Source organism: Pseudoalteromonas sp. 11L1 (genome assembly GCF_055397545.1).
The window spans coordinates 2,955,001-2,979,609 of record NZ_AP041141.1 but is presented as its reverse complement, the minus strand read 5'-3'; the positions used below and the strand labels follow the sequence as shown (position 1 = coordinate 2,979,609).

Annotated in this window: 19 protein-coding genes, 8 tRNA genes, 1 rRNA gene and 1 pseudogene (1 of these 29 only partly in view); 23 read left to right on the top strand and 6 right to left on the bottom strand. The window is 39.9% G+C overall.

Annotation, left to right across the window (positions count from 1 at the left end; translation table 11 throughout):
* Window positions 1-675: 675 nt before the first annotated feature.
* A pseudogene (locus ACZ5WS_RS13890) lies at window positions 676-1,434 on the bottom strand (alpha/beta hydrolase family protein); the annotation flags it as partial.
* Window positions 1,435-1,744: 310 nt separating this feature from the next.
* Here ACZ5WS_RS13890 and ACZ5WS_RS13885 point away from each other — a divergent pair.
* Complete coding sequence (locus ACZ5WS_RS13885) at window positions 1,745-2,584, top strand: isopenicillin N synthase family dioxygenase (RefSeq protein WP_008111615.1); 840 nt, start codon at window positions 1,745-1,747, stop codon at window positions 2,582-2,584.
* A gap of 171 nt (window positions 2,585-2,755) precedes the next feature.
* Window positions 2,756-4,153 carry a DEAD/DEAH box helicase gene (locus ACZ5WS_RS13880; RefSeq protein WP_464709203.1) on the top strand — a complete coding sequence of 466 codons (1,398 nt, stop codon included), beginning with the start codon at window positions 2,756-2,758 and terminating at the stop codon, window positions 4,151-4,153.
* Between the two features lie 79 nt (window positions 4,154-4,232).
* On the opposite strand, the gene ACZ5WS_RS13875 is transcribed toward ACZ5WS_RS13880, so the two are convergent.
* Together ACZ5WS_RS13875 and ACZ5WS_RS13870 are read right to left on the bottom strand one after the other, a co-directional pair.
* Window positions 4,233-4,976: a DUF3307 domain-containing protein gene (locus ACZ5WS_RS13875; protein ID WP_464709201.1), complete on the bottom strand. Its 744-nt coding sequence runs from the start codon at window positions 4,974-4,976 to the stop codon at window positions 4,233-4,235.
* Complete coding sequence (locus ACZ5WS_RS13870; protein WP_138609289.1) at window positions 4,976-5,599, bottom strand: hypothetical protein; 624 nt, start codon at window positions 5,597-5,599, stop codon at window positions 4,976-4,978. Before ACZ5WS_RS13870 ends, ACZ5WS_RS13875 begins: the two co-directional genes overlap by 1 nt.
* A 139-nt stretch (window positions 5,600-5,738) precedes the next feature.
* Here ACZ5WS_RS13870 and ACZ5WS_RS13865 point away from each other — a divergent pair, with 139 nt between their 5' ends.
* From ACZ5WS_RS13865 to ACZ5WS_RS13830, 8 genes are all read left to right on the top strand, one after another.
* On the top strand, window positions 5,739-6,233 hold the full coding sequence (locus ACZ5WS_RS13865; RefSeq protein ID WP_464709198.1) for a LabA-like NYN domain-containing protein: 495 nt from the start codon (window positions 5,739-5,741) through the stop codon (window positions 6,231-6,233).
* 185 nt (window positions 6,234-6,418) lie between these two features.
* Window positions 6,419-7,345, top strand: coding sequence for an NAD(+) diphosphatase (nudC, locus tag ACZ5WS_RS13860; protein WP_464709195.1), 927 nt, complete (start codon window positions 6,419-6,421; stop codon window positions 7,343-7,345).
* A 3-nt stretch (window positions 7,346-7,348) separates the two neighbouring features.
* On the top strand, window positions 7,349-8,527 hold the full coding sequence (locus ACZ5WS_RS13855; RefSeq protein WP_138609294.1) for a cystathionine beta-lyase: 1,179 nt from the start codon (window positions 7,349-7,351) through the stop codon (window positions 8,525-8,527).
* Between the two features lie 143 nt (window positions 8,528-8,670).
* Entirely contained in the window at window positions 8,671-9,498 is an 828-nt protein-coding gene (locus tag ACZ5WS_RS13850; protein WP_464709194.1) for an ABC transporter permease subunit, read from the top strand.
* The gene (locus ACZ5WS_RS13845; RefSeq protein WP_178955643.1) at window positions 9,495-10,403 is read left to right on the top strand and encodes an ABC transporter ATP-binding protein; all 909 of its coding nucleotides are present in this window, start codon (window positions 9,495-9,497) and stop codon (window positions 10,401-10,403) included. Before ACZ5WS_RS13850 ends, ACZ5WS_RS13845 begins: the two co-directional genes overlap by 4 nt.
* Window positions 10,403-10,777 (top strand): PH domain-containing protein, encoded by a 375-nt coding sequence (locus ACZ5WS_RS13840; RefSeq protein ID WP_036983105.1) that lies wholly within the window; start codon window positions 10,403-10,405, stop codon window positions 10,775-10,777. The genes ACZ5WS_RS13845 and ACZ5WS_RS13840 overlap by 1 nt, the downstream gene beginning before the upstream one ends.
* Window positions 10,778-10,985: 208 nt before the next feature.
* A complete protein-coding gene (locus ACZ5WS_RS13835) occupies window positions 10,986-11,774 on the top strand; it encodes a putative porin (protein ID WP_076920444.1) in 789 nt (262 codons plus the stop codon).
* A gap of 223 nt (window positions 11,775-11,997) precedes the next feature.
* A complete protein-coding gene (locus ACZ5WS_RS13830) occupies window positions 11,998-14,274 on the top strand; it encodes an acyl-CoA dehydrogenase (protein ID WP_464709191.1) in 2,277 nt (758 codons plus the stop codon).
* Between the two features lie 84 nt (window positions 14,275-14,358).
* Here ACZ5WS_RS13830 and ACZ5WS_RS13825 read toward each other — a convergent pair whose 3' ends face one another.
* Both ACZ5WS_RS13825 and cysK read right to left on the bottom strand, forming a co-directional pair.
* A complete protein-coding gene (locus tag ACZ5WS_RS13825; RefSeq protein WP_464709189.1) occupies window positions 14,359-14,808 on the bottom strand; it encodes a hypothetical protein in 450 nt (149 codons plus the stop codon).
* A gap of 145 nt (window positions 14,809-14,953) precedes the next feature.
* Window positions 14,954-15,922, bottom strand: coding sequence for a cysteine synthase A (cysK, locus tag ACZ5WS_RS13820; protein ID WP_138609305.1), 969 nt, complete (start codon window positions 15,920-15,922; stop codon window positions 14,954-14,956).
* Between the two features lie 377 nt (window positions 15,923-16,299).
* Here cysK and ACZ5WS_RS13815 point away from each other — a divergent pair, with 377 nt between their 5' ends.
* The 12 genes from ACZ5WS_RS13815 to ACZ5WS_RS13760 all read left to right on the top strand — a co-directional run bounded on the left by ACZ5WS_RS13815 (window position 16,300) and on the right by ACZ5WS_RS13760 (window position 21,752).
* Window positions 16,300-17,451, top strand: coding sequence for a dicarboxylate/amino acid:cation symporter (locus ACZ5WS_RS13815; protein WP_010391481.1), 1,152 nt, complete (start codon window positions 16,300-16,302; stop codon window positions 17,449-17,451).
* Between the two features lie 167 nt (window positions 17,452-17,618).
* A complete protein-coding gene (gene uvrY / locus ACZ5WS_RS13810) occupies window positions 17,619-18,269 on the top strand; it encodes a UvrY/SirA/GacA family response regulator transcription factor (protein ID WP_010391483.1) in 651 nt (216 codons plus the stop codon).
* A 9-nt stretch (window positions 18,270-18,278) separates the two neighbouring features.
* Window positions 18,279-20,102 carry an excinuclease ABC subunit UvrC gene (gene uvrC, locus ACZ5WS_RS13805; protein WP_055013395.1) on the top strand — a complete coding sequence of 608 codons (1,824 nt, stop codon included), beginning with the start codon at window positions 18,279-18,281 and terminating at the stop codon, window positions 20,100-20,102.
* Between the two features lie 42 nt (window positions 20,103-20,144).
* Complete coding sequence (pgsA, locus tag ACZ5WS_RS13800) at window positions 20,145-20,690, top strand: CDP-diacylglycerol--glycerol-3-phosphate 3-phosphatidyltransferase (RefSeq protein ID WP_036933597.1); 546 nt, start codon at window positions 20,145-20,147, stop codon at window positions 20,688-20,690.
* A 141-nt stretch (window positions 20,691-20,831) separates the two neighbouring features.
* A tRNA-Gly gene (locus ACZ5WS_RS13795) sits at window positions 20,832-20,907 on the top strand.
* 28 nt (window positions 20,908-20,935) lie between these two features.
* A tRNA-Cys gene (locus tag ACZ5WS_RS13790) sits at window positions 20,936-21,009 on the top strand.
* 36 nt (window positions 21,010-21,045) lie between these two features.
* A tRNA-Leu gene (locus ACZ5WS_RS13785) sits at window positions 21,046-21,132 on the top strand.
* A 63-nt stretch (window positions 21,133-21,195) separates the two neighbouring features.
* A tRNA-Gly gene (locus tag ACZ5WS_RS13780) sits at window positions 21,196-21,271 on the top strand.
* Between the two features lie 39 nt (window positions 21,272-21,310).
* A tRNA-Leu gene (locus ACZ5WS_RS13775) sits at window positions 21,311-21,397 on the top strand.
* A gap of 63 nt (window positions 21,398-21,460) precedes the next feature.
* A tRNA-Gly gene (locus ACZ5WS_RS13770) sits at window positions 21,461-21,536 on the top strand.
* A gap of 18 nt (window positions 21,537-21,554) precedes the next feature.
* Window positions 21,555-21,628: transfer RNA gene (locus ACZ5WS_RS13765), tRNA-Cys, on the top strand.
* Between the two features lie 37 nt (window positions 21,629-21,665).
* A tRNA-Leu gene (locus ACZ5WS_RS13760) sits at window positions 21,666-21,752 on the top strand.
* A gap of 762 nt (window positions 21,753-22,514) precedes the next feature.
* On the opposite strand, the gene ACZ5WS_RS13755 is transcribed toward ACZ5WS_RS13760, so the two are convergent.
* Complete coding sequence (locus ACZ5WS_RS13755; RefSeq protein WP_010391487.1) at window positions 22,515-23,933, bottom strand: alanine/glycine:cation symporter family protein; 1,419 nt, start codon at window positions 23,931-23,933, stop codon at window positions 22,515-22,517.
* Between the two features lie 607 nt (window positions 23,934-24,540).
* On the opposite strand from ACZ5WS_RS13755, the gene ACZ5WS_RS13750 reads away from it, so the two are divergent.
* Window positions 24,541-24,609, top strand: a 16S ribosomal RNA gene (locus tag ACZ5WS_RS13750) (it continues 1,467 nt past the right edge of the window).

Genomic DNA, 24,609 nt, shown 5'->3' with positions numbered 1-24,609 from the left:
GCCAAACCCTATAATTCCATATCAGTTATAATAGGTAGCATCGCCAAATTCAGCACACTTATAGTTTTTGTGGGGTCAAATACATAGAACCAATAAGGTTAATTACTTTGCGCGCTTGGCGAATTAAAAATGTTCGTGTTGCCTCAAAATTAATTGAATTAATGAAGCCGTATAGTTTCATAACAGATACTATTTTTTATTTTTATCTGTGTTAGTAGAATTGTGCAATATATTAATAAAGTTGTTAATGCTTGCGGGGTAATTAGCATAGCTAACTCAATTTTTTAACTCAGAAAGAGTTAATTCAATACCTGTTTTGTTTGTAACTTCGCAAATTGAAAAGTTATTGCGTGCATAGTGAGTATTTTCACTCATACCTATCCTTGATTATGTGATTTTTCACAGTCTACTAAAATATATTTGTTATCCAACCCTCTATATTTTATTCAAAGTTTAAGTTTCTAGATTATTTTCATTGCGGTATTTAGTTGCAATGGAGTTATTAAAAAATTAGCCTCTAATGCTTTACCTCAAGTTAAGTTAGCTTTATTGAAATACACAGGACCTATAGCGAAGCGTTTGCTGCGTTTTTTTGTTTTTATTACTCCACTAATTTACTAACCATCAGCGGGCTATTATGTAGCGTTTTATGCACAGGACATTTGTCGGCTATTTCGAGTAATCGTATTCAACATAGCGATTAGCCCACGTAGCAATGACATCGGCTGCGTAGTTAGCGTCTTCTTTATTACTGATTAAGTGATCGGCATTATCTAAACTTATAAAGCTTTTTGGATGCTTAGCAGCTGCGTAAATTTTTTCGGCTTCACTAATATTCACGGTGGCATCAATAGGAGAGTGCATAACTAACAAAGCACGCTTAAGCTTGCCTATATGGCTGTTATCGTATTTGGCGATGTCATCTATAAATTGCTTTTTAATCGTAAATTCCCGCCCAGCTAAACACACTTTTGCTTCACCCGATTGGTTTATTTCATCTAAATGAGCAGCAAAGTTATGAGTAACATGCTGGGCATCTGATGGCGCGCCTATAGTCGTAATAGCTGATACCTCGGGTATGTGCTCTGCTGCTGCAAGCACCGCAGCACCACCTAAGCTGTGGCCTATCAATAACTGAGGTGCTTTAAAGTGTGTTCTTAAGTGATTGGCTGCGGCCACTAAGTCTTGAATGTTTGATGAAAAGTTACTGTTGGCAAAGTCACCATCGCTATTACCAAGCCCTGTAAAATCAAAGCGTAATACAGCAATGCCTTGCTGAGTGAGCGCGCGACTTATTCGTGTTGCAGCCGCTACATCTTTAGAGCAGGTAAAACAGTGAGCAAATAAGGCATAAAATTTCACTTCACCAGAGGGCTGTTCAAGTTGTCCAGCGAGTTCTAATTCACCGCTTTTAAAAGAAACTTTTTGTCGCATGTAGAGAGCCTTAACAAGTTGATATAGTGTGTGATGCTGATAAGGAATAGATTGGTACGATGGGGTGAAAATTCAATACAAGCGTTATTTTGATCTTGATCAAGGCAGAGAAGGCTTGCTTATTGAGAGCGGACATATGTCCTTATAATTTCAAGGGGGTTTGTCTATCCTCGCACAGCATAAAAATGCAGCCTTTATTACTTGAATTAAGTAGTTAAGCTATATTTGAATGTAATACTAATTTCGTGTAGACCTGTGGCTTAAGCGAATTAGTAAATGGCTTCTAACAACCTACTTACTGGAATGTACCATGCAATTACCTACAGTTGATTATAAAGCGGACGATGCGGCTGCGCAATTTGTTGAATCGTTGAGAAATACTGGTTTTGGCGTATTAAAAAACCATCCTATTCCGCAATCTTTAGTTGAGTCTATTTATAAAAATTGGCAAGACTTTTTTAACTCAGAGCAAAAGCATGAGTTTTTATTTTCAAAAGAAACGCAAGATGGTTATTTTCCACCGTCGGTATCAGAAGTAGCTAAAGGCCATACGGTAAAAGACATTAAAGAGTACTTTCATGTTTACCCTAAAGGCCGTGTTCCTGCACAATTAGAAGCTGATGTGCGTGAGTACTACCGTTTAGCTAATGAATTTGCGGCAACATTATTAAGCTGGGTGCAGGCTGAAGCGCCTGAAGAAGTGCGTGCTAAGTTCTCTATTGATTTAAAAGATATGATTGCCCAGTCTGAGCAAACGTTGTTACGTATTTTACATTACCCGCCAATGACAGGTGATGAAGAGCCTGGTGCTATTCGTGCTGCTGCGCACGGTGATATTAACTTATTAACCGTATTACCAGCGTCAAATGAGCCAGGCTTACAAGTACAAAAAACCGATGGTGGTTGGTTAGACGTGCCATGTGATTTTGGTAGTCTAATTATTAATATTGGTGACATGTTACAAGAAGCATCGGGTGGCTACTTCCCATCAACGATCCACCGTGTAATTAATCCATCGGGTAAAGCAACAACCAAATCACGTATTTCATTACCATTGTTTTTACACCCTCGTCCAGATGTGGTGTTATCTGATCGCTACACAGCAGATAGCTACTTACAAGAGCGTTTACGTGAGTTAGGTGTAAAATAATCTTTTAGCATTTGTAATGCTCAGGTAAATAAAAAGCGGCTGTTTAGCCGCTTTTTTAGTATTTGTGTTTATTGATTTGGCACAAAGTAAATAATGGCATGCATTCTGAGCCACTAAAGGTATAATGCGCGCAACTGGCCACTTTGGCCTAATTTGAAATAGAGAGTTTATATGAGTTTTGATGGTTTAGGTTTATCACAGTCTTTAGTTAATGCGGTTTTAGAAAAGGGCTATGAAACGCCAACGCCTATTCAGGCTCAAGCTATCCCAGCAATTATTGCACGTCGCGATGTAATGGCTGCAGCGCAAACTGGTACCGGTAAAACTGCTGGTTTTACTTTGCCACTGATTGAGCGTTTATCGTCGGGCACTAAAGCAAAAAGTAATCATGTCCGTGCGCTTATTTTAACGCCAACCCGTGAGCTTGCCTTGCAAGTGAGCGAAAACGTTGAGGAATACGCTAAGCATTCAAACGTGAGTTCGTTTGTTGTTTACGGTGGTGTTAAAATTAACCCACAAATGCAGCGCCTGCGCAAAGGGGTTGATATTTTAGTGGCCACACCAGGGCGTTTAATTGATTTACATAATCAAAACGCGGTTAAATTTGATAGCGTTGAAGTACTGGTTTTAGATGAAGCCGACCGTATGTTAGACATGGGCTTTATCCATGACATTAAGCGCCTGATTGCAAAAATGCCTGAAAAGCGTCAAAACTTAATGTTCTCAGCCACGTTTTCGGATGATATTCGCGCGCTGGCAAAAGGGTTAATTAACGACCCCGTTGAAATTTCTGTTGCAGCTAAAAACACCACCGCAAAAAGTGTCACGCAAAGCGTATACGCAGTAGACAAAGCACGTAAAACGGCCCTATTAAGCCATTTAATTCGTAGCAACGATTGGCAACAAGTACTGGTATTTAGTCGTACTAAACACGGTGCTAATCGTTTAGTTAAGCAACTTGAACGCGATGATATTGCTGGCGCCGCAATCCATGGCAATAAATCTCAGGGCGCGCGTGTTAAAGCATTAGAGGGCTTTAAAAGTGGTGAAGTGCGCGTATTAGTGGCAACCGATATTGTTGCACGTGGTTTAGACATTGTTGAATTACCGCATGTTGTAAACTACGACTTACCTAATGTATATGAAGATTATGTTCACCGTATTGGCCGAACTGGTCGTGCGGGGGCATCAGGGCATGCTATTTCGTTTGTAACGGTTGACGATGCAGTAGATTTATATGGCATTGAGCGCTTTATTGGCGAGCTAATTCCACGTGCTGAAGAAGAAGGTTTTGAACCGGCTAACCCTGTTGCAGAGCGCGCACTCGATGCACGCCCGTTACCGGCAAAAAAGCCAAAGAAAAAACAACCATTTAATAAGCCTAAATCAGATAGCAGCAAACCTAACAGCAAAAAGCCTAACAATGGTGGCAATGGTACAGGCCCACGTCGTGGTGGCTCTAAAAAGCCAGCAGCTAAAACCGATGATAATGCACAAAACCCATGGGCAAAGCGTCAATCGGTTGGGGGCAGTGGTCAACGCCGTCGTCGTCCAGCAAATAACGACTAATTAGGTTTAGTTCGCTTTAATAAAAAACGCGCTTACTTTTACTGGTAGCGCGTTTTTTAATGCCTATTTTAAAGCTTTACTAACCGATTAAATAATTAACTACTAATCCTACAAATAAAGTAACACTGACGCTCAGTAACGTTCCTAGCATTACATATTCAGTGAGTTGTTTATCTTTGCTGGCACTTAAGTCGCCAAATCTAAACACCGATTTAGCGGCAATTAAAAACCCAAGCCCTGCAAACTGATCTAATAAAATAAATGTCAGCATAAGTACTCTTTCAAGCATACCAATACTTTGTCCTGCTAAGGGGAGGCTACCATCACTAGAAAAGTGATTAGTTAAACGCTCTAACATCATTCTTATAAATACCGCACTGGGACTTAAAATAATAAGGTAACCAGCTATAACCCACAGCACTTTATCGTTGCACAATAACGCCATCACATTGTCAGCAAATTGCTGATTGTCAGTTAGCCAAATACTTATCGCAATAATGACAGTGATATGTGCAATTTGGTCTAATAAAAAAGGCACTACGCCTTTATTTGAATACGATTTCGCAATATCAATAAAGTAGTGACTGATCATAACAATGCTGGTCGCCAGTAATACGCTGCTTAGTTGTTGCCAGCCAAAACTATATTCCCAAAGTGCCACTACGATTGCACTGGTAATTCCGTGAACCAATACATGGTAGTAAAGTTTTTTTGCTTTAAAATGACGGGTGTTTCTGTCGTTTACCCAGCTCATGGGTTGCCAATAAAAATCAGCGAGTAAGTGGCCAATAATCAGTGCAACGAGTAATAGTGAAAATTCCATTAGTCATGTCCTTGCTGTATGCTTTTAAGATGTTGTTGTGCATGTAAAATAAATCGTTCTATCAGCTGATAGTTAGCAAGATTAAGCAGCTTAGTAACGTTTTCTCGGCTGGTGTTGAGCTCTTTAGCTAAAGCTGCATGGTTGTTATTTGCATGGGTTAAATATACATACAAAGCATTTGCTTGTTTTTGGGTTATTTTACACAGTAATACATCGACAAACGCTAGGTTTAACTTGAAGCTCTCATCAACCGGTTGACCTGCAATAGCAAATGTAAAACGCTGGTTTGTCATTTTATCTAGCTCATGACCAGAGAGAGTAAACGCAGAGCCTGTAGCGGTTTTTATACTCTTACCCGGGTTATCTATGTGCCCCAATGCCATACTTTGGCGTAGTTCATAGCCGGCAGATTTTAGCTGTAGGTAAATGAGTATAGCGGTGGTAACTAACTGTTCACTTTTATCGAGTTGCAGTTGAAATGCATCCCCACGGTAAATATCCCAAGATGTTGTTTTATTGCAATTTGCACGTAAACTTTGCTCTAGCTGGTAAAGCATGGCATCGTATTGTTGTTTAGGTATTTTTTGCGATTTAATAATATCGCCGCTGATCACACCAATCATAAAAATCCAAATAGATTATTTATATGTAACTAAATTTGGTTACATTGTTAAATGTAACCGTATTTGGTTACATTGGGTTTGGTAACTAATTTAGGTTACTTAACACGCAATTGCAAGTATTACTCATTGGGACATAATAATGACCTCACAACAAACCAGTAAACCTCGTGTAGGTATTTTTGTCGATGTACAAAATATTTATTACACCTGTCGCGAAAGCTACGGTAAAAACTTTGATTACAATGCCTTTTGGCGAATGATGGAGCAACAATACGATATAGAATGTGCGTTCGCTTATGCAATATACCGAGGTGATGAAAAGCAAAATCAGTTTCAAAATATTTTGCGCGCTATTGGCTTTGAAGTAAAACTAAAACCCTTTATTCAACGCCGTGACGGCAGTGCCAAAGGCGATTGGGATGTGGGTATAACCATAGATATGCTAGAGCAGGGGAAGCAGCTTGATAAGGTTATTTTACTCTCGGGTGACGGTGACTTTGCATTATTACTTGGGCATTTAAAAAATCAATATAATGTTCCGTGTGATGTATACGGTGCTGATAAATTAACCGCAGAGGTACTTAAGCAAAGTGCCGAGCAATTTCATTTAATTGACAAACAGCTACTACTTTAAAAAGTATAAGTATTGTATTTTTGATTTATTTTTGAGCAGAATGTTTGCGTTGATCATGAGAGTATTTAATACAACGGGTGCATAGATTAATTAAGCCTAATTTAGGCTTTTTTTATGGCGATAATAAATTGGGTTTAGTGGATGAGTATGGTAATTTTAAGATTCAATTAGTATCAAGGAATTACATGCTTAACTACAGTAATATGCCATTAGACAGAGGCTCAAATGCGCGCAAAGATCCTACTTGGGTAGACGCAAAAAAAACAGCAGACAGTTTATGGCTTTTAGTTAAAGGCAATCACACCTTATTTGCTAACAGTAGCCCTGAGGTGGTGTATTTAGCTTACCAACAAGTGGCGCATTTAGATTTAACGCAGGCTATTCTTTTAGGATCAAATAAACAGGATAATGCCGTATTTGCGCTAGACGTAACTGAACTCGAAGAGTCGTTATTAGCAACGATTGTTGGTGATGCCAAGTTTGCAGATATTCGTCAATATGGTACTCAAGTAGCACTTGAAGATGGCTCAAATGCAGCGCTTGCTCGTGGGTTGTGTTACTGGCATGCCACTCATAGTTTTTGTGGTCGCTGTGGTACCAAAAATCACTTAGTTGAAGGGGGGCATTCACGTTTATGCGACAACGCAGCCTGTATGCACCAAACTTTTCCGCGTACTGATCCAGCCGTTATTATGGTAGTAACTAAAACATTTTCTGATGGGGTTGAACGCTGCTTATTGGGTCGCCAAGCAACTTGGCCTAAAGGTTTGTATTCCTCACTTGCCGGGTTTGTCGATCCAGGTGAAACCCTTGAACAAACCGTGATCCGAGAAGTAAAAGAGGAAGCGGGTATTACCGTGGAGAAAGCAGAGTATATTGCTTCTCAACCTTGGCCGTTTCCTTCATCGATCATGCTTGGTTTTATTGCCACAGCAAGCAGTGATGAAATAAGCACAGAGCAAGATGAACTTGAAGATGCACGATGGTTTTCTCGCCAAGAACTTGCGCAATTTAAAGATTGGCAACACGAGGGGGAGCATTTAAAGCTACCTAGAGCTGATTCGATTTCGCGTTATTTAATTGAATATTGGCGTACTCAGATAGAAGGATGAATCATGTCGAGCAAAAATAAAAATACCCAATTAGTGTCATCAGGGCGCAAAAAAGCGTACACCCATGGCGTAGTTAATCCAGTGATACAGCGCGCTTCAACGATTGTGTTTGATTCTGTGAGTGAGCTTAAAGAAGCGGCTAAAACACGTGGCGACAAAACCTTGTTTTATGGCCGCAGAGGGACGACCACTCATTTTGCTCTGCAAGAGGCAATTACCGAACTCGAAGGCGGTGAGGGCTGTGCGTTATACCCATGTGGCGCGGCAGCGATAAGCCAAACTCTGTTATCGTTTTTAAAGTCTGGTGATCATATTTTAATAGTGGACACTGTTTACGAGCCAACCCGTGATTTTTGCGACAAGATATTAGCTGGGTTGGGTATTAGTACGACCTATTATCCGCCCATGATTGGCGCAGACATAAAAGAGTACATTCAAGACAATACCAAAATGTTGTTTTTAGAGTCTCCGGGTTCAATTACCATGGAAGTTCAAGACGTTCCCGCCATGGTAAAAGTGGCAAACGATCATAATGTAATGACGGTGCTTGATAACACCTATGGCAATGGCTTGCATTATCGTCCGCTTGAACATGGTGTTGATATTAGTATTCAAGCCGCCACCAAATATATTGTTGGCCACTCTGATGTGATGATGGGCGTTGCTGTAGCTAATAAAAAGTATTGGCCAACACTTCGTGAACACTCTTATTTACTCGGGCAATGCACCAGTGCAGATGATGCGTATTTAGCACTACGAGGCTTGCGTACCATGGCAGTGCGATTAAATCAGCATGAAAAAGCCGCGCTAGAAGTAGCAAAATGGCTTGAGCAACATGCGTTGGTTGATCATATTCGCCATCCTGCGTTTACAACATGCCCAGGCCATGAATTTTTCAAGCGCGATTTTGACGGCAGTAATGGTTTATTTTCGTTTGTAATGAAAGCGGGTAATCAACACGCCATAGATGCTTTTTTAGATAGCTTACAACATTTCAAAATGGGCTTTTCGTGGGGGGGCTTCGAGAGCTTAGTAACGGCAAACTTATCAATGAAAGGGCTGCGCTCGCAAACAGGGTGGGAGCATGGACCTGTTATTCGTTTGCATATTGGTTTGGAAGATGTTGAAGATTTAATTGCCGACTTACAGCAAGCATTAGTAATTTATGAGCAACATTTATAATTATTAATTGGTTAAATTACATTATTTGTTACAAAGCCTACCTCTGAGTAGGCTTTTTTTTGCTAGCAATTCAACGTGTTTACACTTAGTGTTGTTAAATAACGCTTATTTTAAAGTATGAACAACGTCATTAAGGATAGTCAATGGCAACACCATCACCTATTAACGTAGGGCGCTTAACCCAAATCGCGGGTTTTGAGCTGGTACGTATGTTTTTAACTAAACGAGGACTTATTGCACTGGCGGCTTTTGCGCTAGTGTGGCTTGTTATTTTACGTTACCCCATAGGCCAAGCTGTAGGCATAATCAGCTCGCCAGATTTTGAACAAATAGCCCGTGATATTTCCGGCTCTATTGGATTAAGTAAGTTACTTGATTGGCCTGAAGCCGAATTTGCTATGTATTGGCTTATTGCTTTGTATAGTTTTCCTGTTTTTAGCTTATTTATTTGTAGTGATCAAACCGTCGGTGACAGAGAGCGCGGTACGCTAAGGTTTTTATCATTACGCTCAACTCGCTTTGAAATACTCTTTGGACGATTTTTAGGGCAGTTAGCGGTACTAACCTGTTTAGTTGGCATCACGCTTATAGCGACATTGGCGGTGCTCGGGTTTCGCGAGCCGAGCTTACTTGCTGGTGGCCTTGGTCGTGCTGTTTCAATATTTTTAATACTCATTGTTACTTTTACGCCGTTTGTAGCCTTAATGAGCTTAATTAATACTTTTGCGAGCTCATCTCGCTTATCTATTGTATTAGCTATTTTATATTTCACAGCCGGCGGCATTATTGTTGGATTACTGGAGTGGCAAATACCCGCATTAAGTATGCTTGATTATTTATTCCCTGGTGTGCAAATAGAGTTATTAGCTGGACAAAACTTACCGTTATTGAGCGCATTAGCTATTCCACTTGTGCAAACAGCGGTGTTACTTGCAGTTGCTCAACGTATTTTTGCAAGGAGCTCATTATGAAATCATTAATAACAGGGCGTAATTTAAGTAAATCATACGGCTCAAAACTGGCTCTTGATAATGTGAATTTTGAGATTCAAAAAGGCGCGCCAGTTGCATTAGTTGGCCCTAATGGCGCAGGGAAAACCACTTTATTTAGTTTGTTGTGTGGCTATATCGCACCTAGCATGGGTGAGCTTGAAATACTCGGCCATAAACCAGGTAGCGCGGCTTTATTTAATAAAGTGAGTGCGTTACCACAAGATGCACAGCTAGATCCGCGTTTTAATATAGATAAACAACTTAGCTTTTATGCCAAGCTACAAGGTATGAGCACCAAGCAAAGCCAAATAGAGGCACTTCGAGTATTAGATTTAGTGGGTCTTAGCGAGGTTGCAAAAAACCGCGCAGGGGACTTATCTCACGGTATGCGCAAGCGCGTAACCATAGCACAAGCATTAATTGGTTCACCGCAAATTGTGATGTTAGATGAGGCCACAGCAGGACTTGATCCGATTCATGCCAGAGAAGTCAGGGAGCTGGTGTCTGAGCTATCGTCTCAAGCGACGTTTATTTTAAGCTCTCATGATTTAACTGAACTCGAACGATTATGTTCTCAAGTACTACATTTAGATAAAGGTATATTAAGCGAGCACCAAACTAAAGCGGCGAATACCGATAAGCATTTTTACACTTTAATGCTCAGTGAAGCATATCAAAATGTGGAGCAACAACTCCAAGCACTTGATGGTGTAAGCCGTGTTTATATGAGCCAACATAAAGAGTATGTGATTGAGTATCAACCAACGAGCGAGTCACTTGACATAGCGCTATTGCAATCTTGTCGCCAACATAACTGGCAATATAGACAGTTAGTAAATGGTCATACTCTAGAAAATCAAATATTTAAACAGGAGAAATTATAATGGGATTATTTAGTGGTTTAATGGGGAACGCCAGTGAAGTGGATGATGCCGATTTAGAGAAGGTATTGGCCAATACACTTATCGAGGGTGAGCGAGTTGAAAAGGCGTATAAAGTAGTTCGTGATATGTTTATCTTTACAAATAAGCGGCTAATTTTATTAGATAAACAAGGCGTGACTGGTTCTAAAATGGAAATGATCAGTATTGCTTACTCTAAGATAACTAAGTTCAGCAAAGAAAGTGCGGGGCACTTTGATTTAGATGCAGAGCTGAAAATTTGGGTTGGATCTGATCCAACGCCTATCAGCAAGGACTTTAAAGCTGGCGATAATATAAATGATGTTTATCGAATAATCAGCCAGTATTCATTATAGAAACAAACAAAAATCGGTGTAAAATTAAAGTAATTGTTTACAGCTTGTTGCGATTACTTTAACATAAATTACTCCAACACTTTCTTACAAATTCCCTAACAAATACAATTGCTTGATTCAGTTTTCGTTCAGTTTCGCGGCGTTAGCATACCCCCACTTTAGCAATGTAGTTAAAGTACAAAAACAATGTACATAGGGATGTTTCATTATGAAAAAGTTAGCAATTATTATTTCAGGTCTTTTATTATCAAGTGCTGCACACGCTGCAGATAGCTATCAATCAATCAGTAACTTAAGCTACGCAGAGATTGATAACAACGATACGATCAGCGTGGACTCAACTTACTACTTCTCTCCTAAAAGCACACTAGGTCCATACGACCAATTCGAATACATCAACAAGCAAAGCAACGTATTTGGTAGCTACGCTGATGACGATTTTGGCGATGTGACTGCTATTGGTGGTGAATACTTCGTTGAAGATTTTGTGGTTGGTGCGTCTTACCAAAATGCTGATTACAACTCTAACAACGAGTTATATACACTTTCTGCTGGTTATTTCTTTAACCCAGATTTACTTGCAAAAGTAAGATTTGTTGATCAAAAAGATGGTGATAACGTTACATTCTTTTCTTTAGCATACAACCACATGCTAAACGATACAGATTACGTAGGTATCACTGTTGAATCAGACGATGATTTTGATTCTCGTTCAGTAGCTGCTAAATACTTTGTTGATTTACAACAAGGTAACTACTTAACAGTAGAAGGTACATTTGTAAGCCTTGACGAAGCAGATGACCAATGGAACGTAGAAACAAACTACTACTTCTCTAAAGCGACTTCTGTATTTGCATCTTACGATAAAGAAGACAACTACAGCTTTGGTGCTCAACACTTCATCAATAAAAACATTGGTTTAAAAGTGGGTTACGGCAACAACGCAGATGACTCAGATTACGATGCTTACTTTGCTAACATGCGTTTTCAGTTTTAATTGAGCGTTAATCGCATAAATTAAAACCAGTTAAGTAGTAAAAAGCCCACATTTTGTGGGCTTTTTGCTGTGTGTAATAAATATGTAACTCTACTAATAGCTATATTTTAATTGTAACGGAATCGGCTCAGCATTTCGTGGCCCCCTCTGACACCCCATTGTATTTAAATTAAGATCGGTCATAATTAAATCAATGTTTTTATAACTGTAAAGGAATGTGCTTATGTCAGTATTTATTATATTACTGGTTGTGGTGATCGTGGTATTTGCGATTAAAGATATCCGCCTTAATTTAATTACCCGACCTACTTTTAAAATGTTTAAAAAAGTATTACCGCCATTATCGCAAACAGAGCGAGAAGCCATGGAAGCGGGCGATGTTTGGTGGGATGGCGAGCTATTTAGTGGTGATCCTGATTGGCAAAAATTACACAACTATCCGCGTCCGCAGTTAAGTGAAAAAGAAACTGCATTTATTGAAAATCAGGTTGAAGCGTTATTAGCTATGCTTGATGACTATAAAATAGTACAGAAAGATAAAGACTTACCCAAAGAGGTTTGGGACTTTTTAAAAACCGAAGGGTTTTTTGCAATGATCATCCCAGAAAAATTTGGGGGTCTTGAATTCTCTGCTATTGCCAATTCCACCATAGTGTCAAAAATAGCGACTAAAAGCTTAACAGCCGCCGTGACGGTCATGGTACCCAATAGCTTAGGTCCTGGTGAATTATTACTGCACTACGGAACAACTGAGCAACAAGAGCGCTGGCTACCTAGCCTTGCAAAAGGCGACGATGTGCCTTGTTTTGCATTAACGGGCCCTGAGGCTGGCTCAGATGCTGGCAGTATTCCTGATTCTGGTGTGGTGTGCAAAGGCGAGCATGATGGTAAGGAAGTGTTGGGGCTGCGTTTAAATTGGTCAAAACGCTATATCACACTTGCGCCAGTTGCGACTGTGTTAGGGCTTGCATTTAAAATGTACGATCCAGATGGGTTGTTAGGTGATGAAAAAGAGCTGGGTATTACGTGTGCACTAATACCAACCGATCACCCGGGTGTTAAAACTGGCGAGCGGCATTACCCCCTAAATATGGCGTTTATGAATGGCACAACGTACGGTAAAGATGTATTTATTCCGCTTGATTGGATTATAGGTGGTCAGCAAGGGGCAGGGCGCGGTTGGCGCATGTTGGTTGAGTGTTTAAGTGCAGGGCGTGGTATTTCGTTACCGGCATTAAGTACTGCAACAGGGCATTTAGCGGCTAAAATGACTTCGGCTTACTCTGTTGTTCGCCAACAATTTGGTGTGTCAATTGGTCAATTTGAAGGGGTTCAAGAAGGGTTAGCACGTATTGGTGGTTTAACTTACGCGCTGGAATCGTGCAGGTTAATGACAGCTGGCGCTATTGATTTAAAACTAAGCCCATCGGTAGTGACTGCTATTGCAAAATACCATATGACCGAAATGGGTCGAACGGTTATGAATGATGCAATGGACATTCATGCAGGTAAAGGGATTCAGGTTGGGCCTAATAACTATTTAGCACATGGCTATATGGGTATTCCAGTTTCGATTACGGTTGAGGGTGCTAATATTCTTACCCGTAATTTAATGATATTTGGCCAAGGTGCTACTCGTTGCCATCCGTTTGTATTAAAAGAAATGGAAGCGGCAGCAATGGAAGATGATGACGCCGCACTAGAGCAATTTGATGGCCTACTAATGAACCACATTGTATTTGCCATCAGCAATGCAAGTATGGCTTTAATACATGGCTTAACTTGCAGCCATTTTGCCAAAGCACCTGTATGCGGAGAAACCGCGGCTTACTATAAACAATTAGGGAGAATGAGCCGAGGACTTGCGTTTACAACAGATGTTGCAATGTTGATGTTAGGTGGTGAACTTAAACGCAAAGAAATGATATCGGCACGTTTAGGCGATGTATTAAGTCATTTGTATATTGCTTCTACCGTGTTAAAACGTTTTGAAGATGAAGGGCGTCAACAAGCTGATTTACCTTTTGTTAAGTATGCAATAGAGACGTCATTATATGAAATAGGTCAAGCATTTGACGGCTTCTTTAAAAATTTCTCTAACCCGGTGGTTAACTTTGCTCTTAAACGCATTGTGTTTCCGTTAGGCAATCATTATCACAAACCAAGTGATGCAACTTCACAACGTATTTGTGAGCATATGACGCAACCAGGCGTGTTTAGAAATAGACTTACACATTTGTGTTACGTCGATGAGAATGCAGGCACAGGGGTGATGGAAAATGCTTTTTTAGCGATGCACGATATGCAAAATCAATTTAAACAGTTAAAACAGTGGCAACGAAAAGGTAAGGTACCTGCATCTTTTGATATTGGACAAGCTATTGATTACGCTCTTGAGCATGAGTTAGTTACTAAGTTAGATGCTGAAGCTATGCATCATGCTAACAAATTACGAATGCAGGCTATTGCGGTAGATAACTTTAAACCTGAAGAGATCTAACATTCTACTCAAGCACTAAGAAGCCTTAAATTTATAATTTAAGGCTTCTTAGTGTATTTATATATTTATGAGATTAAACGCTGATCAGCGTCCGTAGGGATCGGCGATGATTTTATCTACGTACCACTTACCTTTTATTTTTAGCATTTCGATGCTGCGAAAATCATCAATTTTTTTACCGTTAAAATAACCAGTAAATACAATATTTATTTTAGCCTGATTGCCGTATTGTTCTCGAAGGCTTGAATTTGACATATCAATTTCAATCACTACTTCATCGTACTGTAAATTAATAAGACTACGGGCAAATTGTTTTGCTGTGCCGTATGACTTCATTATACGAGCTAGTTTAGGTGTTGCAAAATTACCGGCTTTTTGCAAATTATGCTGATTATAAAGTGCATCAAAATACACCGTGGCGGTATCGCCTGGACGATCGTTGTCGATGTACTGTTCTTTAGGTTTAGTATTTTCATTACAGCCGACGATCAAAATACTAAAAATGAGCACAAAAGAAGTTAAAATTGTTTTCATATTTGGTCAGGTTGATTACTCATACATAAAGTGTGTGATGGAATGGAGAAGATGTAAAGAGGATAGCACCGAATAGTTGCCAACTTATTAAAAAAGCAATAAAAAAGGATGTTAAAAAACATCCTTTTTTAATAAGGTCGTTCGATTACTGAACAAGCTCTTGCTCAGAAAACTCTTCATCAAACATTGGGCTTGATAAGTAGCGTTCTGTAGCGCTTGGTAAAATAACCACAATATTTTTATCTGCGTTTTCAGGACGTTCAGCAATTCGTTTTGCTGCAACCACAGCTGCACCCGAAGAAATACCGACTAAGATCCCTTCTTTTTTCATTAGCTCATGACACATTGCGATACATTCTTCATTAGACACTTGCTCTACGCCATCAATAATTGATAAGTCTAGATTCCCAGGAATAAAGCCTGCGCCAATGCCTTGTATCTTATGTGGCCCTGGTTTTACTTCTTCACCAGCAAGTGTTTGGCTAATAACTGGCGAATGGCTTGGCTCTACAGCTATTGATTTTACATTTAAGCCTTGTTCTTTTTTAAGATAACGACTTACGCCTGTAATCGTACCGCCAGTACCAACACCTGCAACAAAGAAATCGATTTCGCCATCGAGTGCATTAAAGATTTCCGGACCCGTTGTTTCAAAGTGAATTTTTGGGTTTGCCGGATTTTCGAACTGTTGTAGCAAAATAAACTTATCTGGGTCTGCTGACTGAATTTCTTTGGCTTTAGCAATAGCGCCATTCATACCCTTAGCGCCATCTGTGAGAACTAGGTTAGCACCGAGTGCCTTTAATAGTTTACGACGTTCTAAGCTCATGGTGTTTGGCATTGTAAGCGTTAGTTTGTAACCGCGAGAAGCCGCTACAAATGCCAATGCAATACCCGTATTGCCTGATGTTGGCTCTATAAGCTCTTTATCTTTGGTTAGTTGACCTGATTTTTCAGCTTCCCAAATCATTGATGCACCAATACGGCATTTTATACTAAAGCTAGGATTACGTGATTCAACTTTAGCGTATACATTCCCACCTGTAACACGGTTAAGTTTTACCAACGGTGTGTTACCGATGCTTAGTGAGTTATCTTCAAAAATAGTAGACATAATGTTCCTTTAGGTACAATCTGATCAACACGTTAACAGCTATTCTGTTAACTTTATAAGCCTACTTTACTGTGAGATAAAAAAAGTTAAAGTAAGCTTTGGCTATAACATATATTAATTACGCTTATAACGGATTGAACTAAAAACTCAATCTGTTAATTTTTTAGTTATTAAAAAGGCGAACTTGAAATCATTTGTTCGTTTTTAACTTTGTACTTTATCCTTTGTTTATGTAGTCGTTATTTAAACAAATCAATACTACTCACTTATATTTTGTTGGTTAATTGTGCAAATGAACTGTGGTTGAACAGTTTATTGACACAAACTATTCAAAACATGGTAAAAACACATTATCTAAATTCAATAAAGTAATCACCATGAAGTTAATCTTAAAATTAATTGCCGGTATTGTGGCCGGTATTTTAGTCGGGCTCTACATTCCCTTAACTGGCGTTGAGCTTTTATACACAGTAAAAGAGCTTATCGGCCAGCTTATTAGTTTTACAATTCCACTGATTATTTTATTTTTTATTGCCTCAGGGATTGCCGGGCTTCCGAAAGGGTCAGGGCACCTACTGGGGAAAACGGTGGGTTTTGCATATGGCTCAACAATTATAGCTGGTACTTTAGCGTTTTTATTAGTGACAGCGGTTATTCCGTTTTTAAGCGGCGGGATTTCATTTGAAGCTGAAGCCGTGACCGAAGTAGGTAGCTTCATTGACTTAGAAATTCCACCGTTAATGGGTGTAATGACTGCTTTAGTCACAGCCTTTGTATTTGGTATTGGTATGAGCCAGCTTGGCTTAGACACATTAAAAACTGTGTCGGATCAGGGGCGCGATATTATTGATGGTTTACTTTCAAAAGTAATTATTCCGGCATTACCGTTCTATATTGCGGGTGTATTTGCGGAAATGACTGTAGCAGGCACCGTTGTTGATACATTACAAGCATTTGGTGTTGTACTCATTGCTGCATTAGTGATGCATTGGTTATGGTTGAGTGTTTTATACATTACCTCAGGCCTATTACTTAAGCGTAATCCTATTGAGCTAATTAAAAATATGTTACCTGCGTATTTTACTGCATTAGGAACCATGTCGAGTGCGGCAACCATTCCAGTATCTTTGCAATCAAGTAAAGCCAATAACGTTAAAGAGGATGTAGCTAACTTTACCGTGCCATTATGCGCCACTATTCATTTGTCAGGTTCAACAATTACAATAGTTACCTGTGCTATGGCTGTGATGTTTTTATCGCCTAGCATGGAAGTACCTTCATTAATGGCTATGTTGCCATTCATTATGATGTTAGGTGTAGTGATGATTGCAGCGCCAGGTGCACCAGGTGGTGCAGTAATGTCGGCGTTAGGTTTATTAACTAGCATGCTTGGTTTCAACGAAGGTGCGGTGGCACTAATGATTGCACTTTACCTAGCGCAAGATAGCTTCGGCACTGCGTGTAATGTAACTGGCGATGGTATTATTGCTTTATGGGTAGACCGTTTTAGTGAAAAAGCGTCAGCATAAATCATTGGGGCGTATTTACCTGCTATAGGTAAATACGCTTTTAATCATATCGGTCATGAAGACCGATGGCGAAAGCATAATATTTGTTATGGTTTCGTCGTATCTATGCTAATGTTGAATATTAAATTTGTTAACTTGCATCTTATTAGGCTAGTGAGGGTGTTCCATTGATTAACGTACTTTTAGTTGATGACCATGAACTTGTGCGCACAGGGATCAGACGTATTCTTGATGATATACGTGGTTTTAAAGTAATAGGTGAAGCTAAAACAGGCGAAGAGGCTGTGCAGTTTTGTCGTCAGCATGCGCCAAATATAGTGTTAATGGATATGAACATGCCTGGTATGGGTGGGCTTGAGGCAACTAAAAAGATTTGCCGTTACTGCCCTGATGTAAAAATTATTGTGCTTACTGTTAATTGCGAAGACCCATTTCCAAGTAAGGTCATGCAAATTGGTGCTCATGGCTTTTTAACCAAAGGTGCTGGATCTGATGAAATGGTTCGCGCTATACGCTGTGTGCATGCAGGACAACGCTATATTGCTCCAGAAATAGCGCAACAGATTGCACTTGCGCAGGTAACCGGGCGTACCGATGAAAACCCATTTCAAAGCCTATCCGAGCGTGAACTACAAATTATGCTGATGATCACCAAAGGTGAAAAAGCACAGGATATTGCTGATCGCTTAAATTTAAGTTCTAAAACAGTAAACAGTTATCGCTATCGCATGTTTGAAAAGCTTAACGTAGGAGGCGATGTAGAGCTTACTCATTTAGCCATACGTTACAAAATGATTGATATAGATATCTCTTACTAGTCGGTATATATGTCTGAATTTGATCATGTCCAGTTTTTAAAAACATTATCGAGTGAGCCTGGCGTTTATCGCATGCTCGATAATGACAACCAAGTTATCTATGTCGGTAAAGCTAAAAGTTTAAAAAAGCGGGTAAGTAGTTACTTTCGTAGTAATATAACCGATAGTAAAACCCGTGTTTTAGTAAGTAATATTTGTAATATTGAAGTCACGCTTACTAATACAGAGACAGAAGCTTTACTGCTCGAAAACAACCTCATTAAAAAATATCAGCCACGTTATAATATTCTGTTACGTGATGATAAGTCGTACCCTTATATACTGCTCACAAATCATAAGCATCCTCGCTTAGCCTTTCATCGTGGTAGCAGAAAAGTAAAAGGTGAATATTTTGGTCCGTTTCCAAGCGCGGGGGCGGTTTCTGAAAGCTTACGCTTAATGCAAAAAATATTTCCGGTACGTCAATGCGAAGATGCCTACTACCGTGCGCGTAGTCGCCCTTGCTTACAGTATCAATTAAAACGTTGTTCTGCGCCGTGTGTTAATAAAGTCTCTGAAGATGAATACGCGCAGCAAGTTGATTATGTCCGCAAGTTTTTAACTGGTAAATCTCATGAAGTAATAGCCGATCTCATTGCTAAAATGGAAAAAGCCAGTGAGCAGCTTAATTTTGAACTTGCAGCTAAAGTTCGCGACCAAATTATGTTGCTGCGTAAAATGCAGGAGCAGCAATCTATCTCTGGCAATTTTGCGGAAATGGATGTGGTCGGCTTTGCCCATTTAAACGGTTTAAATGGGATTCATCTATTAATGATTCGCGATCATAAAGTGCTGGGTAGTAAAACTTATTTTCCAAAGGTGCCTAAAGACTCACAAGAGCAAGAAATTTTAACCTCTTTCTTAGGCCAGTATTATTTAGCTCCAGGTGCGACAGGGCGCATTGCTAAAGAAATCATTTTACCATTTGAAATAGAAGAAAGTGATGCACTAGGTGAAGCCTTGACCCAAATTAGTGAACGTAAAGTATCGCTTAAAGTGGTTACCCGTGGTGAGCGAGCACAGTACTTACAGTTAGCGAATAAAAATGCATTAAATAGCATTACGGTTAAGCAAAGCACTCAAGACTCGATAAACAAGCGTTATGCGCAATTAAAGGCTACTTTGCGTCTTGATGATATTAATCGCATGGAATGTTTTGATATCAGTCACACCATGGGTGAAAACACAGTGGCCAGTTGTGTTGTATTTGATTCTCAAGGCCCTAACAATAAAGAGTATCGTCGTTATAACGTGACCGGTATTACCGGTGGTGATGATTACGCCGCTATGGAATTTGCACTAAACAAACGTTACAACAAGTTGGTTGATGAGGAGAAAATTCCCGATGTTATTTTTATCGATGGTGGTAAAGGTCAATTAGGTAGAGCAGAGCAATATTTCGAAAACTGGCCGCATTCAAAAATGCCGCTATTAGTCGGTGTTGCAAAAGGCACTAGCCGTAAGCCGGGTCTTGAAACCTTGCTTATAGATGGCGGGCGTAAAACAATTCCTATGGATTCTGATGCACCAGCGCTTCATTTGATCCAGCATATACGCGATGAATCCCATCGTTTTGCAATTGCAGGGCACCGTAATAAGCGGCAAAAACAACGCACTCAGTCATTATTAGAGGAAATAGATGGCGTAGGTTCAAAGCGTCGACAAACATTATTAAAATATTTAGGGGGCATGCAAGGTGTAAAAGCTGCTAATATAGAACAGCTAAAGAAAGTTCCTGGGATCAGTCCTGACATGGCTGAGAAGATATTTAACCATTTGCATGACAAGGGCTAGCCCTATGTGCGAATATAGAAAAAAAGACATATCCAAGTAGTTATGTGGAATATTCCAAACACACTCACAACGTTTAGACTCTTTCTTATCCCCATTTTTTTGGTGATATTTTATATGCCTTATTCATGGGCGTTCTTTGTTGCTGCCTTTATTTTTTGGCTGGCTTCGATCACAGATATACTTGATGGCTATTTAGCCCGTAAACTTGAGCAATCAACGCCTTTTGGTGCATTTTTAGACCCGGTTGCTGATAAAGTAATGGTGTGTGCTGCCTTGGTTGCATTATCTGAGCATTACCAATCTTTGTATATGACTATTCCCGCGCTTATTATTATTAGCCGTGAAATTGTTATATCGGCGCTACGCGAATGGATGGCTGAACAGGGGAAACGCGGTAACGTAGCTGTATCCGATATGGGTAAGTTAAAAACCGCAGCTCAAATGTTAGCCATTATCGGTTTAATTTGGCAGTACGATAGCTGGATGATGTATTTAAGTTATGGCTTGCTTTATATAGCCACATTTTTAACGCTTAGTTCTATGGTGCAATATTTAGTTGCAGCATGGGGAGAATTGACCAAAAATTGATTGTAAACGTCTAATAACGCACCATTTTAGATAAAAAATAATCAAACAGTTCAAAAGTAGCATTTTTTGTGTTGACGCGTTTAATAATCTCTGTAGAATGCGTCCGTGTTGAGAGGGCATAGCCCCCTAGATAAACATAAAGCGGCACTAGCTCAGTTGGTAGAGCGCGACCTTGCCAAGGTCGAGGTCACGAGTTCGAGCCTCGTGTGCCGCTCCAGTTTATCTTAAAGCTAACCTAGTATTGAGGCGGAATGGCAGAGTGGCCATGCACCGGATTGCAAATCCGTTTACCCCGGTTCGACTCCGGGTTCCGCCTCCAATAAACACTCCACACGCTTTAATTAGCAAACTCGATGCCCGAGTGGTGGAATTGGTAGACACAAGGGATTTAAAATCCCTCGACTAACAAGTCGTGCCGGTTCAAGTCCGGCCTCGGGCACCACTTTGTGGTTTGGTTATATACACCAATATGTAACTTATAAAAATTATTTAGAATTAATATGATGCGGCACTAGCTCAGTTGGTAGAGCGCGACCTTGCCAAGGTCGAGGTCACGAGTTCGAGCCTCGTGTGCCGCTCCATATTAGTTTTATCCACTTGCTTTAAATAGCAAACTCGATGCCCGAGTGGTGGAATTGGTAGACACAAGGGATTTAAAATCCCTCGACTAACAAGTCGTGCCGGTTCAAGTCCGGCCTCGGGCACCACTTTGTGGTTTGGTTGCATACACCAATATGTAACTTATAAAAAATATTTAGAATTAATATGATGCGGCACTAGCTCAGTTGGTAGAGCGCGACCTTGCCAAGGTCGAGGTCACGAGTTCGAGCCTCGTGTGCCGCTCCAAATTATTTGATATGTTTAGGCGGAATGGCAGAGTGGCCATGCACCGGATTGCAAATCCGTTTACCCCGGTTCGACTCCGGGTTCCGCCTCCAAATAATTACTCCACACGCTTTAATTAGCAAACTCGATGCCCGAGTGGTGGAATTGGTAGACACAAGGGATTTAAAATCCCTCGACTAACAAGTCGTGCCGGTTCAAGTCCGGCCTCGGGCACCACTTTATACTTTCCTTGTTTATTCTAGTTTAACTATCATTCGATTAAACCATTAATTATAAAATCGCATTATCAAACTAGTATCTTATTCCTTACACTAAATTATTTCGTTTGTTTGAGATCTTTAAGTCTCACATTTTTCAAAAGCTTATCCCATGAATATATTACCACTGATCATTTTTATAGCTCAAACCTGACGCTAGCTACGGAAAAAACCTCTCATTTAGAACAAAATACTAAATTTAAGTTTTGCTATCGATAAGATTTTCATGCCTCACAATAGAGTACTAATATTAAGCTATTTATATAAAAGCAGTGGTACAAGGATCTTAAATGGAAGTGGTGGCTGTGCTTCGTTTGATACATAAGCGAAAGTCGGCATAAGCTTATTTCTATTAACACCATTACAATGCCACAAAATGTATTAAGAGCGTTGATGTAAACTGTTTAACTAATCGCTTATAAGGGATATGAGAAGCTTGATGATGCTAATGTGTTTGATTGGGTCTCACTAGGTGGGTACTACTATTAGTAATATAATACCAATCCGCAATAATACATAATCATTTTACGGGGCTAAACCAGACGCTAGTTGAGTTAAAAATTTCTCATATAGGACAACTAAACATCGAAATTCTTGCTTTGCCATTAACAGGTTTATCTAGCTCAATATAGGTTACTTAATTAAGTGAATTGGTACTAGACAATAAAAAAACCCGAAATGGCCATTGCCGTTTCGGGTTTTAACTTAAATCTCTTTAAAGTTATTTGTGCCAAATACCTTTCGGAATAGTTTTATTAAGCTTGTTGTTTTTACTTGGATCAAACGTCGGTAACTTTCCAGCACGTCGTTGAGCGTTGTAATCTTTGGCAAGCCATACCACAACTCCTGAGAGCATAAATAGCGCGATTACGTTTACAATCGCCATTAGGCCCATAGACACATCAGCTAGAGTCCACACTAATGGTAATTCACCAAGGGCACCAAACATCACCATACCTAACACTAATAATCTGAAGATCAGCATGCCAGATGCATGGTTATGCTCTAAAAACAATAAGTTCGTTTCTGCATAAGAATAGTTAGCTACAATTGATGTAAAAGCAAAAAACAAAATAGCGACGGCAACAAATATTGCACCCCAGCTACCAACATGCTCCTCAAGCGCTGCTTGTGTAAGTGCTATACCCGTTACATCAGAGCCTGGTACTAACTGTTCTGATAATAAAATAAGAGCAGCGGTAGCTGTACAAATTATAATGGTATCTACAAAGACACCTAGCATTTGTACATAACCTTGTGATGCAGGGTGAGGTGGGTTAGGAGTTGCAGTTGCTGCAGCGTTAGCTGCGCTACCCATACCCGCTTCGTTTGAGAATAACCCGCGCTTGATCCCTTGGATCATTGCTTGCATTACACCATAACCAATTGCACCAGCGCCAGCTTGTTCAAGACCAAAAGCACTTCTAATTACATGCATAAACACATCAGGCAACTCAGTGTAATTTACAGCACATATATATAGTGCAACAATTAAGTAGGCAGCGGCCATAAATGGCACTGCTAATTCAGCAAATCGTGAAATTGTTTTTAGGCCACCAAATATGATGATGCCTGAACCAATTACAAGTGCAATACCTACTATATAGTTAGGAATACCAAAGGCGACTTCAAAAGCTGCAGCGATAGAGTTTGACTGTACCGCATTAAAAACTAATCCAAAGGCTAAAATTAAACATAGTGAGAACACGATGCCCATCCAGCGCTTACCAAGTCCGTATTCCATATAATAAGCAGGGCCTCCACGGAAGTTGCCTTCTTCATCGCGTATTTTGTAAGCTTGAGCCAATGTGCTTTCTGCAAAACTAGTGGCCATACCGATCAAAGCAATTAACCACATCCAAAAAATAGCACCAGCACCACCTAAATAAAGTGCGACTGCAACACCTGCCATATTACCGGTACCAACACGGGCTGCTAAAGAAGTACAGAAAGCTTGAAAAGAGGAAATACCGCCATCTGACCCTTGGCGACTTTGAAACATGACTTTAATCATGTGTGGGAATTGTACAAATTGGATGAAACCAAGACGTATGGTAAAAAATAGCCCAGCGGCTATTAATAAGTACACTAAAATATGACCCCATAAGAGACCACTTATACTATTTATTATATCTGTCATGTGTGTTGCCTAGTGAACGAGTTGTAAATATGCGCCGCAACTTACCACAAGCAAGGTAAATAGTTTAGTAAACAGCGCAAAAAAATGAGTTATCCACAGGGTTTTGTGGGTATCTTGTGTTTCTGGGTGGGGTATCTTTGGGGTAAAAATTAAATGCAAAAAAGCATTTAAAAACGCTTGCGTTAAAATTGATTCGCCCTATAATGCGACCCCACTGAGACGGGGAACGCCAACGCATAGCGGGGCACGAACTACTCAGTGAGTTAAGTAAAACTTAGTTCTGAAAACTTTCAAGTTTAGCAAAATTAAGTGTTGACAAAAAAATAGGAAAGCGTAATATGCGCAGCCCTAGCGAGATAAAGTTTAACGCTTTAATCGCAACGTTCTTTAACAATATAAAGCAATCATCTGTGTGGGCACTCGTACAGATTGAGTTCTAACAGCCAAGCTTAGTTTACTAAGTGAGGCAAAAAATTTAGAGTCTCAATTGAAACTGAGTGACCAACAGAATAGTTACTTCGGTAATTATTCAGCACAGTCAATTCAATATCGAAAGATATTAAATAAATTCAGAATTCATTGAGCTGTCGAAAGACATAAAACTTTTTAATTGAAGAGTTTGATCATGGCTCAGATTGAACGCTGGCGGCAGGCCTAACACATGCAAGTCGAGCGG

Excerpts from the sequence above, each read along its gene's own strand:
- ACZ5WS_RS13815 (WP_010391481.1), top strand. The coding sequence starts at position 16,300 with ATGAAGTTAATCTTAAAATTAATTGCCGGTATTGTGGCCGGTATTTTA.
- ACZ5WS_RS13880 (WP_464709203.1), top strand. The coding sequence starts at position 2,756 with ATGAGTTTTGATGGTTTAGGTTTATCACAGTCTTTAGTTAATGCGGTT.
- ACZ5WS_RS13870 (WP_138609289.1), bottom strand. The coding sequence starts at position 5,599 with ATGATTGGTGTGATCAGCGGCGATATTATTAAATCGCAAAAAATACCT.
- ACZ5WS_RS13885 (WP_008111615.1), top strand. The coding sequence starts at position 1,745 with ATGCAATTACCTACAGTTGATTATAAAGCGGACGATGCGGCTGCGCAA.
- ACZ5WS_RS13830 (WP_464709191.1), top strand. The coding sequence starts at position 11,998 with ATGTCAGTATTTATTATATTACTGGTTGTGGTGATCGTGGTATTTGCG.
- ACZ5WS_RS13865 (WP_464709198.1), top strand. The coding sequence starts at position 5,739 with ATGACCTCACAACAAACCAGTAAACCTCGTGTAGGTATTTTTGTCGAT.
- nudC (WP_464709195.1), top strand. The coding sequence starts at position 6,419 with ATGCTTAACTACAGTAATATGCCATTAGACAGAGGCTCAAATGCGCGC.
- pgsA (WP_036933597.1), top strand. The coding sequence starts at position 20,145 with ATGTGGAATATTCCAAACACACTCACAACGTTTAGACTCTTTCTTATC.
- ACZ5WS_RS13845 (WP_178955643.1), top strand. The coding sequence starts at position 9,495 with ATGAAATCATTAATAACAGGGCGTAATTTAAGTAAATCATACGGCTCA.
- ACZ5WS_RS13755 (WP_010391487.1), bottom strand. The coding sequence starts at position 23,933 with ATGACAGATATAATAAATAGTATAAGTGGTCTCTTATGGGGTCATATT.
- ACZ5WS_RS13875 (WP_464709201.1), bottom strand. The coding sequence starts at position 4,976 with ATGGAATTTTCACTATTACTCGTTGCACTGATTATTGGCCACTTACTC.
- ACZ5WS_RS13835 (WP_076920444.1), top strand. The coding sequence starts at position 10,986 with ATGAAAAAGTTAGCAATTATTATTTCAGGTCTTTTATTATCAAGTGCT.
- ACZ5WS_RS13825 (WP_464709189.1), bottom strand. The coding sequence starts at position 14,808 with ATGAAAACAATTTTAACTTCTTTTGTGCTCATTTTTAGTATTTTGATC.
- ACZ5WS_RS13850 (WP_464709194.1), top strand. The coding sequence starts at position 8,671 with ATGGCAACACCATCACCTATTAACGTAGGGCGCTTAACCCAAATCGCG.
- ACZ5WS_RS13855 (WP_138609294.1), top strand. The coding sequence starts at position 7,349 with ATGTCGAGCAAAAATAAAAATACCCAATTAGTGTCATCAGGGCGCAAA.
- ACZ5WS_RS13840 (WP_036983105.1), top strand. The coding sequence starts at position 10,403 with ATGGGATTATTTAGTGGTTTAATGGGGAACGCCAGTGAAGTGGATGAT.
- uvrC (WP_055013395.1), top strand. The coding sequence starts at position 18,279 with ATGTCTGAATTTGATCATGTCCAGTTTTTAAAAACATTATCGAGTGAG.
- cysK (WP_138609305.1), bottom strand. The coding sequence starts at position 15,922 with ATGTCTACTATTTTTGAAGATAACTCACTAAGCATCGGTAACACACCG.